Annotated in this window: 10 protein-coding genes; 8 read left to right on the top strand and 2 right to left on the bottom strand. The window is 74.0% G+C overall.

Annotated features, from left to right (window positions below):
* From CCN42_RS43625 to CCN42_RS01620, 5 genes are all read left to right on the top strand, one after another.
* Positions 1–1264, top strand: a 1264-nt coding sequence (locus tag CCN42_RS43625; RefSeq protein WP_211294610.1) for an acyl-CoA dehydrogenase family protein, incomplete at its 5' end; no start/stop codon positions are given.
* Complete coding sequence (locus CCN42_RS01635) at positions 1261–3039, top strand: acyl-CoA dehydrogenase family protein (RefSeq protein ID WP_211294609.1); 1779 nt, start codon at positions 1261–1263, stop codon at positions 3037–3039. The genes CCN42_RS43625 and CCN42_RS01635, both read left to right, overlap by 4 nt.
* Complete coding sequence (locus CCN42_RS01630) at positions 3039–3320, top strand: acyl carrier protein (RefSeq protein ID WP_086172701.1); 282 nt, start codon at positions 3039–3041, stop codon at positions 3318–3320. The genes CCN42_RS01635 and CCN42_RS01630 overlap by 1 nt, the downstream gene beginning before the upstream one ends.
* Positions 3317–4654: a condensation domain-containing protein gene (locus CCN42_RS01625; RefSeq protein ID WP_086732723.1), complete on the top strand. Its 1338-nt coding sequence runs from the start codon at positions 3317–3319 to the stop codon at positions 4652–4654. Before CCN42_RS01630 ends, CCN42_RS01625 begins: the two co-directional genes overlap by 4 nt.
* A 96-nt stretch (positions 4655–4750) precedes the next feature.
* Positions 4751–5428, top strand: coding sequence for an NADH oxidase (locus CCN42_RS01620; RefSeq protein WP_143661820.1), 678 nt, complete (start codon positions 4751–4753; stop codon positions 5426–5428).
* A 21-nt stretch (positions 5429–5449) separates the two neighbouring features.
* Here CCN42_RS01620 and CCN42_RS01615 read toward each other — a convergent pair whose 3' ends face one another.
* Together CCN42_RS01615 and CCN42_RS01610 are read right to left on the bottom strand one after the other, a co-directional pair.
* Positions 5450–6061 (bottom strand): response regulator transcription factor, encoded by a 612-nt coding sequence (locus CCN42_RS01615; RefSeq protein ID WP_086732721.1) that lies wholly within the window; start codon positions 6059–6061, stop codon positions 5450–5452.
* Positions 6062–6137: 76 nt separating this feature from the next.
* A complete protein-coding gene (locus CCN42_RS01610; RefSeq protein ID WP_086732720.1) occupies positions 6138–7406 on the bottom strand; it encodes a sensor histidine kinase in 1269 nt (422 codons plus the stop codon).
* Between the two features lie 420 nt (positions 7407–7826).
* Between CCN42_RS01610 and CCN42_RS01605 the strand changes: the two genes are divergently transcribed.
* The 3 genes from CCN42_RS01605 to CCN42_RS01595 form a co-directional block, all read left to right on the top strand.
* Positions 7827–8735: an ArsR/SmtB family transcription factor gene (locus tag CCN42_RS01605; protein ID WP_245877099.1), complete on the top strand. Its 909-nt coding sequence runs from the start codon at positions 7827–7829 to the stop codon at positions 8733–8735.
* Positions 8736–8887: 152 nt separating this feature from the next.
* Positions 8888–9073, top strand: coding sequence for a hypothetical protein (locus CCN42_RS01600; RefSeq protein ID WP_086172696.1), 186 nt, complete (start codon positions 8888–8890; stop codon positions 9071–9073).
* Between the two features lie 50 nt (positions 9074–9123).
* A partial coding sequence (locus CCN42_RS01595) for a TOMM precursor leader peptide-binding protein (protein ID WP_245877098.1) occupies positions 9124–10629 on the top strand: 1506 nt, incomplete at its 3' end.

Genomic DNA, 10629 nt, shown 5'->3' with positions numbered 1-10629 from the left:
CGGCGGCTGGCGCCTGGACGGCGAGAAGTGGCTCATCAACAACGCCGGACGCAGCCGCCACATCTGCCTGCTGGCCCGCACCGGCGAACAGGGCGGCCCCCGCGGCTTCAGCCTGTTCCTGGTCGACAAGGCACGCCTGGCTCCGGCGTCCTACCGCGCGCTGCCCAAGGTCCGCACCCACGGCATCCGCGGCGCCGACATCAGCGGCATCGCCTTCGACGGAGCCGTGGTCGGCGACGACGCCCTGATCGGCGCGGCCGGCACCGGCATCGACACCGTCCTGCGCAGTCTCCAGCTCACCCGGATCCTGTGCACCGCGCTGTCCCTCGGCGCCCTCGACCACGCGCTGGACATCGCCGTGCGCTACGCCCACGGCCGCAACCTCTACGAACGCCACCTGGTGACGCTGCCCCGGGTGCGCCGCACACTGGGCGAGGCCGCGGCGGCCCTGAGCGTGGCCGAGACCGTGACCACCGTGGCCGCCCGCGCCATCCACACCCTCACCCCGGAGCTGAGCCTCGTCTCCGCCGTCACCAAGGCACTGGTGCCGAACCTCGTCCAGGACACCCTGGACCGGATCACCGAACTCCTCGGCGTGCGCGGCTTCCTGAGCGAGGGCTACCTGGACGGGGCGTACGCCAAGCTGGAGCGGGACCACCGGATCGTCGCCGTCTTCGACGGCAGCACCGCCGTCAACCGCAACCTGATCGCCGACCACTTCCCCTCCCTGGTCCGCGCCTGGCGGACCGGCCGCGCGGACCGCGCCGCCCTGCCCGCCACCCTGAGCGGCGCCCTGCCGCCCTTCGACCCGGCCCGGCTGCGGCTGCTGTCCACCGGCGGCTGCACCCTCGTCCAGCTGCTGCCCGAAGCGGCCGCCGCGGTCCGCACGGCCGCACGGCACGGCGAACTCCCGCGGGAGACCGCGCGGATGGCCGCCGAACTCGACACCGTCACCCGGTCCGTGCACCGGGCCATGGCGGCGGTCGAACGCACCCCGCGCGACGTCCCGCAGACCGCCTTCGACCTCGCCGCGCGCTACGAACTCTGCTTCGCCGGATCGGCCCTGCTGCACCACTGGACCGCCGGAGCGCGCACCGCCGAGGACGGCCTGCGGCTGCGCGCCGGACTCGCCCTGGTCCTCAGCCGCCTCGGACTGCCCCCGGACGAGCGCCGGGCCGAGGCCTACGACCGGCTCGCGGACCGGCTCCCGGCCACCGGACCGGCGCCCCTGTCCTCCTCCGGCACGACACGGAGCACCCGATGACCACCGCCCACGTCACCGCCGCCGCGCCCGCCCCGGCGTCGCTGCCCGCCCGGCTCGACGCCCTGGCGGCCGTCCTCGGCGACGCCGACGACCCGGCCAACCCGCTCGGCGACCGGGCCGTGCTGGACGCCGACGAACGCGGCGAGATGCTCACCGCGGGCGAGGAGGCCCTGCACGCCTTCGGCCTCAACGCCGAGTTCGTGCCCGCGTACCTCGGCGGCCGGCTCACCCGGCTCGACCACCTCGTGGACGTCATGCGGGCCGTCTACCGGCGCGACCCCTGCCTCGGCCTCGGCTACGGCGCCTCGTCGTTCATCGCCGGCGTCAACGTCTGGACCGCCGGCGACGACACGCAGCGCCGGGCCGCCGCCGCCCTGCTGGGCGCCGGCGGCCGGATCGCCGTGGCCTACCACGAGCTGGCCCACGGCAACGACATGACCCGCACCGAGTTCACCGCCCTGCCCGCGGGCGGCCGGCTGCTCCTCGACGGGCGCAAGGAGGTCATCACCAACGTCCGCCGCGCCGACGCGCTCGTGCTGTTCGCGCGCACCTCCACCGCCCCCGGCAGCCGCAGCCACTCCCAGCTCTACGCCGAGAAGACGGACCTCGCCGCCGACCGGACGGCGTACCTGCCGCGCTACCGCACCACCGGCATGCGCGGCGTCCAGCTCGGCGGCGTCCGGTTCGACGCCTGCCCGCTGCCCGCCGGCAGCGTCCTGGGCGCCCCCGGCCGCGGCCTGGAGACCGCCCTGCGGTCCTTCCAGATCACCCGCACCACCCTGGTGTCGATGTCCGCGGGCATCGTCGACAGCGCCCTGGAGACCACCCTGCGCCATGTGCGGGCCCGCCGGCTCTACGGCAGGACCGCGGCCGACCTGCCGCATGTGCGGTCCGTCGTCACCGGCGTCTTCAGCGACCTGCTCGCCGCCGACTGCTTCGCGACGGTCGGCACCCGCGCCCTCCATCTGCTGCCGGCCGAGACCGCGATCCACGCGCAGGCGGTGAAGTTCTTCGTCTCCCAGGCCCTGCTGGACGCCATGAACCGGCTCTCCGGTGTCCTCGGCGCCGCCTTCTACCTGCGGGAGGGCCCGGCCGCCCGGTTCCAGAAGCTGCTGCGGGACATCCAGCCCGTCGGATTCGGGCACGCCGCCCGCGCCGCCTGCCAGGTGTCGCTGCTGCCGCAGCTGCCCCTCCTCGCCCGCCGCGCCTGGCGGGAGGGGCACGCGGCCCCGTCCGCGCTGTTCGCGCCGGGGGAGGAGCTGCCCCCGCTGGACTTCGGCGCGCTCGCGCTGAGCGCGGCCGGCCGCGAGAGCCTCGGCACCTCGCTCGCCGCCGGACTGGCCGCCATGCCCGACGGGCAGGGACCCGCGTACCGGCTCCTGCGCCGCTACGGCGAGCACTTCGTGCGCGAGCTGACCCGGCTGGGCGAGGACTGCGCGGCGCTCGACCCCGCCGAGCTGTCCGTGACCGCGAGCCCGTACGCGTACGACCTGACCAGCCGCTACGTCGGCGTGCTGGTGGCCGCCTCCTGCTTCGAGACGTGGCGCCGGGCCCGGCACAGCGGCACCCCGTTCCTGTCGGACCCGCACTGGGCCGCCGCCGCGCTGTACCGGCTCAGCACCCCCCGGGGCGCACCGCCGCGCACCCTGCCGGCGCCGCTGGAGGACGCCCTGTGGGAGCGGCTGTCGGAGCGCCACCGCACGGGCGGCGGATACCTGCTCCTGCCCCGCTCCCCGCACCACCACCCCGTCGGCACCCCAGGAAGGCAGCAGTGATGGACGACCTGACCGGCACCGAGACCACCCGCACCCCCGGCCTGCGCGACTGGCTCGTCGCCCGCATCGCCGAGCACCTGCGCATGTCCCCCGCCGACGTGGCCGCGGACGTCCCGCTGAGCACGTACGGCCTCGACTCCGTCTACGCCCTCACGGTCGCCGCCGACATCGAGGACCGCCTCGGCGTCACCGTGGACCCGACCGTGCTGTGGGACAACCCCACCGTCGACGCGCTGTGCCGGGCGGTCGACGAGGCCGTGGCCGGTGCCGCCGCCCGATGACCCGCCGCCACGACCACCCGCGCGCCCTGCTGGCCGCCCAGTCCGGGATCTGGGCCACCCAGCGGCGGGCGCCCGGTGAGCCCATCTACCACTGCGGCGCCGTGTTCGAGCTGTCCGGCCCGCTCGACCGCACCGCGCTGCGGCGGGCGGTCGGCCGGGCGCTCACCGAGACCGAGACCCTGCGCACGCGCTTCCACGACACCCCGGACGGCCCACTGCTGACCGTCGAGCCCGCCCCACCGGCCGCGCTGACCGAGGCGGACCTCACCGGCCACCCGGACCCCGAGGCCGCCGCCGCGGCCCGGATGCGCGAGGACCTGGCCGCGGCGACCGACCTCACCCGCGAACCGCCCTGCGCGCACACCCTGTTCACGCTCGGCGCCGACCGCGGCCTGCTCTTCCTGCGCTACCACCACATCGCCCTGGACGGCTTCGGCCAGTACCTCCACTGCCGCCGGCTCGCCGAGCTGTACACCGCCTTCGAGAGCGGGCGGACCCCCGCGCCCGCCCCGGCGGCGCCGCTGGACCGGCTGCTGGCCGAGGACGCCGCGTACCACGGCTCCGCCCAGCACACCGAGGACGCCGCCTACTGGCGGGCCGAGTTCGCGACCGCGCCCCCCGGCTCCGCCCTCACCGACGGCGCCGCACCGCCAGGGCCCGCCGTGCGCCGGACCACGGTGCTGGCGCCCGAACGGCTCACCGCCCTCCTCGGGCCCGGCGCCGCGGCGGTCGGCCGTGAGAGCGCGGCCCTGGTGGCCGCCGTCGGCGCCCTGCTGCACGGGCTGCGCGGCGCCACCGACGTCGTCGTCAACGTGCCCATGACGGCCCGCCGGTCACGCGCCGAACTGCACACGCCCGCGATGCTCGCCAACGAACTCCCCGTCCGGCTGGCCGTCGACGCGGGCACCGACTTCGCCGGTCTCGTCCGGCAGGCCGCCACGAAGATCCGCGACGCCCTGCGCCACCAGCGCTACCGGCGCGAGCTGCTGCTGCGCCTGCCCGCCCTGGCCGGACGCCCCAGCGCGCTGAGCGGACCGCAGGTCAACGTGATGGCGTTCGGCCCGCCGCCGCGCTTCGGCTCCTGCCGTACCGGGCACCGCCAGCTGCCCACCGGGCTCGTCGCCGACCTGAACCTGAACGTGCACCGCGAGCCGGCGCCGCACGGGGCGCCCCCCGGCGGGCCTGGCGCCCACGGGCTGCGGCTGGAGTTCTGCGGCAACTCGGCACGGTACGGGCCCGACGACCTCGCAGCGCTCCAGGAGCGCTTCCTCGGCGTCCTGCAAGCCGCGGCCGACCGCCCCGGAGCGCCCCTCGGGCGGCTCGCGCGCATATGAGATCTTCATGTCCGCCGTGTGCTCGCTGACCTGTCTGCGGCCGTGCCACCCCGCGGATACTGACCTGACCCATCCATCCGGACCTGGAAGGCATCCTTGAGCGACACAGAGCATCAGGTGGTGCACCTCTGGTCGCTGGACGAGGACGTCGTCGTCGTCGCGGGCGACGACGAGACCGAGACCGTCCTACGCGGTCGGTGGGGTGCCCAGCGGGTCAGGACCGACGACTTCGTGCGCGAGGCGCTGTACCGCATGTCCCTGGGGCCGGTGCGGCTGACCAACGTGGAGTACGCGTCCGGCGCCGGCGGCGGCCCCGCCTTCCAGCTGAAGCTGGCGCCCGTGCTGCGGCAGGTGGCGCACCTCGTCGTACGCACCATCGCCATGGACGACCTGCCGGGGCCGCTGCTGTCGGTGCACCCGCTCAGCCGGCAGGCCTCCTTCACGCTGGTCGGCGCGCCGGACGGGCACCGGCTGCGGCTGGTGCTCGGCACCTCCCTGGCGATGCGCACCGAGGGCCTGGTGATGGAGACGCCGGGCAGCCCCTACCGGGTGGTCGTCCACCGGCCCGAGGCCGTCTGGGTCGTGGGCACCCTGATCCGGCCGTGCCGGCTGGAGGACGCGGTGGCCGCCGTGCCGCTGCCCGCGGGCGTCATCCGCGGCGTCATCGGCTACCTGCTGTCGGCGGGCGTGGCCACCCGGGCCGACCCGGTGCCGAGCCGCCGCCCCCGCGACGAACCCCGCCACAGGTCGCAGGGACACCAGGACACCCCCTAGAGGGCGCCGCCAGGACACCCCCTAGAGCAGCCAGCCCGCCTCCCGGGCGGTGCGGATCGCGTCGACGCGGTTGCGTGCGTTGAGCTTGGAGACGATCGTCGTCAGGTAGTTCCGGACGGTGCCCAGGGAGAGCCGCAGCAGCTTGGCGATCTCGGCCGGGTCGTGGCCCTCGGCGGCGAGCTGGAGGACCTCGGTCTCCCGCTCGGTCAGCGGGGTCTGTTCGCTGTTCCAGGTGTCCAGGGCGAGCTGCGGGTCGATCACCCGCTGTCCGGCCACCACCCGTCTTATGGCGCTGGCCAGTTCACGGGGCGGCGCGTCCTTCAGCAGGTACCCGTGGACCTGGGCGTTGAGGGCCCGGCGCAGGGTGCCGGGCCGGCCCAGGCTGGTGAGGATCAGCACGCGGCACTCGGGCAGCCGCTCGCGCAGCCGTCCGGCCGCGGTCAGCCCGTCGACGCCGGGCAGGTCGATGTCGATGACGGCGACATCGGGCCGGTGCTCCATGGCGGCCGGCATGATCTCGTCGCCGCGGGCCACCTCGCAGACGACGGAGAGGTCGTCCTCCAGGCTCAGCAGGGCCACGAGCGCGCCACGCACCATGTGCATGTCCTCGGCCAGCAGAATGCGGATGTCCACGGCGCGAACTCCTTTGTGGGCGTGGGGCCTGGGGCGGCGGGGCGAGACGGAGCCCGCGGGCGGCGACGGCCTGGGTTCAGGCCGCCGGGCCGCTCTGGGGAAGGACGGTGGGCTCCTCGGTCTCCCACAGGTCCGCCTCCTCGGCGGTCCCGCGGTGGTCGCGCTCGACGGAGACCGGGGCTTCGGCGATCAACAGAAAGGTTCCGTCGGATTCCTCCACGACGAGCCGGCCGCTGACGGAACGCAGCCGCATCCTGAGGTTGTCCAGGCCCGCGCCACTGTGCTGCGAGGTGTCGCGGTAGACCGGGTCCACGCCGTCGTTGCCGACGACCAGCCGGACCCGCCCGTCGCGCTGGACGGCCTCGATGGAGCAGGTGGCGGCGCGCGAGTGGCGCAGCAGGTTGGTGATCGCCTCCCGCAGGACGGCCGCCATGACGGTGTCGACCTCGGGGGCGAGTTCGTCCAGCTCCACCCGGGTCGTCACGTCCACGTCGGTGCCCTTCAACAGGCCGCTCACCGAATCGAGTTCGGCCTGCAGGGACATGTCGCGCAGGCCCCGGGAGACCCGGCGCACATCGGCCAGCGACTGCCGGGACAGCGCGAGGACGTCCTCGACCTCGGCCTTGGCGCGCTGCGGATGGGTCAGGACGAGCCGGTGGATCAGCTCGGTCTTCAGGGTGATGGCGGAGAGGCTGTAGCCGAGCAGGTCGTGCAGGTTGCGGGAGATGCGCAGCCGCTCCTTCGTCACGGCCATCCGCGCCAGCTCGTTCTTGGTGTTGTGCACCTGCTGCACGAGGGCGGACAGCCGGGAGAGACCGTAGATGACCAGGCCGGTGAGGAGCGTGGACTGCAGGAGGTAGAGGCTGTCGATCAGCGGGCGTCCCTCGATGGCGGGCGGGGCGAGCATGCTGAGTCCGACCGTGCCGTACAGCGGCCAGGCCGGTCGCGGGGGCAGGAGCAGCAGCAGCGATCCGGCCAGGAAGCCCGCCATGGCTCCCCAGTGGGAGTCGAAGATCATGAGGGGCAGGTAGGTGAGCAGCGCCTGAGCGGTCAGGGACGCCGCCTTGTGGGCGATGGGGGCGCGCTCGGCTCCGGGGCGGGAGTGCCGTAACTGGAGCACGAAGATGACGACGAGACAGATCAGGCAGATGGTCCTGGGCAGCGGATCCAGGTCCGTGCCCGCGATGTTGAGGGCGGTGATGCCCAGGTAGCACAGGAGCGCCGACGTCAGGATGACGGACGCGAGCCGTGGGGCGAGCGTGACGTGCTGGGCGTCACCCGACGGTCTTCTGGGATGTCGCGGTCGACTCGCGTCGGTCTGTCTGAGCTCATCGGGAACTGACATTGCCGTCCTCGCGCCCTCGTCTGCTCGCACCGTGCCCACACACTCGTGCGATCATAAGCCTGAAGAGTAAAGAATTGGTGAGTATTGACCGATCCCGGTTTGCAGAAGGCAATCAAAGGGATAGAAGGGATGCTTCCGTTTTTCCTTCCGTCCGGGCCATCTCACCGATCTCCCCGGCCCCGGCAGCCCCTTGAACCACTCCCGGCGGGCAGTCCGTACCACGTGAATTTCTCACCCCGCACCGGGTGACGCACACATGCCGCCATCGGTATCCAGGCACTGTTTTCACCGGCGCCGCAGGCGCAGTGTCGATCGTGTTCCCTCACGACACCGGCATACGGGGCGGCATCAATGCAGCGGATTCACTTCACGGGTACCGACTTCGCACGCGTCCGGCTGCGGAGCAGTATGGGACCACTCATGGAGGGCGTTTTCGCACTACGCCTGCTCACCCGCCCCTCGTCCGGCGACATGTACCCGCGCTGGCGCGTGGCCCTGCGCAACTCCCTGCGCAGCAACGCCCGGGCCGTGCTGGCCATGCAGCCCGACCGGAAGAACGAGCCGCTGCTGCGGCTGCTGGAATGGGCCGCGCACGACGAGACCGCACCGGCCGGGCGGGGCGCCGGACAGGACGCGGCCCGCCTCGCGCTCACCGCCTGGCGCGCCGGGGTGTGCCCGTACTGGGAGAGCATGCTCGGACGGCTCGAAGCGGTGTGCGCGGCCCACGCCGGGGTCGCCGCCACCGGCGGCGTGGAACAGTTGCTGTCGACGCTGCATCCGCGAATACGCTGGCACGCCCCCGTCCTGGAAATAGACGGCGGGCCGGACCGGGACATCTGGCTGGACGGGCGCGGCCTGGTCATCAAACCGTCCGTGTTCCTGCCCGGCGAGGCCGGCCGGGTCGTCGCCTGCGAACGCGACAGCGGCCACACCGTGCTGGTGTTCGCCGCCGAGCCGGACCTCGTCGACGGCTGGGACGAGATCACCGAGTCCGCCGACGACACCGGCGACGACGGCGAGTCCCGCGCGCTGAGCGCGCTCGTCGGCCAGACCAGGGCCGCGGCACTGCGGGTGCTGACCGACACCTCCACCAACTCCCAGCTCGCCGCCCGCCTCGGGGTCTCCCCGGGAGTGGCGAGCCGGCACGCCGCCGTCCTGCGCGAGACCGGGCTGATCTCCACCCGGCGGGTCGGCAGCAGCGCCCTGCACACGGTGACCCCGCTCGGCAAGGCGTTGCTCGACGGGCAGCTGCGCAGCGTCCTGCCCTTCACGGTGTGCCGCGACACCCGGGGCGGGGTGCCCGCCCCGCAGCGGGTCCGCTCCGCCTGACCGGCCGGCCCGCCCCGCGTTCACAGGGACGTGACATCTTCACATCGGGGCAGTGACTGCACCACTGTCCGTCCCTCACCCCGCATTCGCACAATCCTCGGCATAGGAACTCTCAGTCGACCGCACGCCCCACCCAAGGAGACCTGGCACTGATGAGCGACATCGTGACGAGCCCCCTCACCGCCGACCCCTACTTCGGCGCGGCCGCCACCACACCCGGCCTGGTGATCGAGAGCATCGACACCGTGGCCCCGCAGCACGTCGCCCTCTTCTCCATCTGCGTCATGGCGGCCGCCCCCGCCACCGCACCGGCCGTGAGCGGAGACCTGGGCGCCTGAAACTGATACGGGGGAAAAAGTTGATGCTGCTTACCGGTGATGCGAACCGGGTGGGATTCAAGAGTCATCTGCGGCCCGAACCGGCCCCCGGCCAGGTGGTGTACCTGGTCTCCCAACGCGGGGTCACCGCCCTGCGCGGCGAGCACGCGGAGGTGCTCGTGCCGCTGCTGGACGGCAGCCGCAGCATGGCCGCCGTCCTGCGGGAGGCCTCGGCCGTGCTCCCTCGCGACGAGGCGCTCGGCTCGCTGCGGGCGCTGGAGTCGGCCGGGCTGCTGCGGGTGAGGCCGGCGGGCGCCGCCGACGGCCCGGCGGCCGGCGGCGGGAGGGGCCTGGCCGATCCGGCCGCCGAAGCCTTCTGGGACCTCCTCGGGCTGGACGGCGGACAGGTACCGGACGCCCTCGCCCGGGCCAGGGTCCGCGTGGTCACCCTGACCGACACCGGACCGGAGGAGATCAGCGCGGCCCTGCGCGGCGCCGGACTGAACCCGGTGACCGACCCGGTCTCGCCCGCCGAACTGTCCGTGGTCCTCTGCGACGACTACCTCTCGCCCAGACTCATGGGCGTCGACGCGGCCCACCGCCGCGCCGGGACGGCCTGGCTCCCGGTCCGGCTGGGCTGGTCCGACCCCTGGGTCGGCCCGGTGTTCCGCCCCGACGGCGGCCCTTGCTGGCACTGCCTGGCGTCCCGGCTGCGCGCCCACCGCCAATCGGAGGAACTGCTCCAGCACACGCTGGGCCGGCCCCATCCGGTACCGCTGCCGCCCGCGACCCTGCCCGTGGTCCGCGCCCTCGCCCTGCACCTTGCGGCGCTGGAGGCCGCCAAGTGGGTGGGCGGTCTGCGCAGCCCGGAGCAGTCGACCGTACGGGCCCTGGACACCGTAGGACTCACCACGACCGCCCACCCGGTGACCCGCATCCCGCAGTGCCCGTCCTGCGGGGAACCCGACGCGACGCGGCGGCGGGTCCAGGCACCCTTCACCCCCGTGTCACGGCCCAAGGCCACCGCGACCGGCAACGGCCACCGCGCCCTGACCCCGGCGCAGATGCTCCACCGCTACGCCCACCTGGTCGACCCGGTGACCGGTGTCGTCAAGGAGATCCGCCGCGCCCCCGGCAGCCCGGACTTCCTGCACGCCTACCTCTCCGGCCACAACCTGGCCATGCCCGGCCGCTCGCTCGCCGGGCTGCGCGCCGGACTGCGCAGCCTGAGCGGCGGCAAGGGACTCACGGAGACCGAGGCCCGGGTGAGCGCCCTGTGCGAGGCCGTGGAACGGCACAGCGGAACCCGGCACGGCGACGAGCCGGTGGTCCGCGACTCCCTGCGCGGTCTCGGCCCGGCCGCCCTCCACCCCAACGCCTGCCAGCTGTACAGCGAGCGGCAGTTCCGCGACCGCGCACGGTGGAACGCGAGCGGCTCCCGCTTCCAGTACGTCCCCGAGCCCTTCGACGAGACCCGCCCCACCGACTGGACCCCGGTCTGGTCGCTCACCGAGGAGCGGCACCGGCTGCTGCCCACCTCGATGCTGTACTTCTCCCCCGAGGCGTCCCCCGACGGC

The sequence above is a fragment of the Streptomyces glaucescens genome, assembly GCF_002154375.1.
Taxonomy (GTDB): Bacteria; Actinomycetota; Actinomycetes; order Streptomycetales; family Streptomycetaceae; genus Streptomyces; species Streptomyces glaucescens.
The sequence above is the reverse complement of the archived record's forward strand: the minus strand, read 5'-3'. Positions and strand labels throughout refer to the sequence as shown.

Excerpts from the sequence above, each read along its gene's own strand:
- CCN42_RS01635 (WP_211294609.1), top strand. The coding sequence starts at position 1,261 with ATGACCACCGCCCACGTCACCGCCGCCGCGCCCGCCCCGGCGTCGCTG.
- CCN42_RS01630 (WP_086172701.1), top strand. The coding sequence starts at position 3,039 with ATGGACGACCTGACCGGCACCGAGACCACCCGCACCCCCGGCCTGCGC.
- CCN42_RS01605 (WP_245877099.1), top strand. The coding sequence starts at position 7,827 with ATGGAGGGCGTTTTCGCACTACGCCTGCTCACCCGCCCCTCGTCCGGC.
- CCN42_RS01610 (WP_086732720.1), bottom strand. The coding sequence starts at position 7,406 with ATGTCAGTTCCCGATGAGCTCAGACAGACCGACGCGAGTCGACCGCGA.
- CCN42_RS01600 (WP_086172696.1), top strand. The coding sequence starts at position 8,888 with ATGAGCGACATCGTGACGAGCCCCCTCACCGCCGACCCCTACTTCGGC.
- CCN42_RS01625 (WP_086732723.1), top strand. The coding sequence starts at position 3,317 with ATGACCCGCCGCCACGACCACCCGCGCGCCCTGCTGGCCGCCCAGTCC.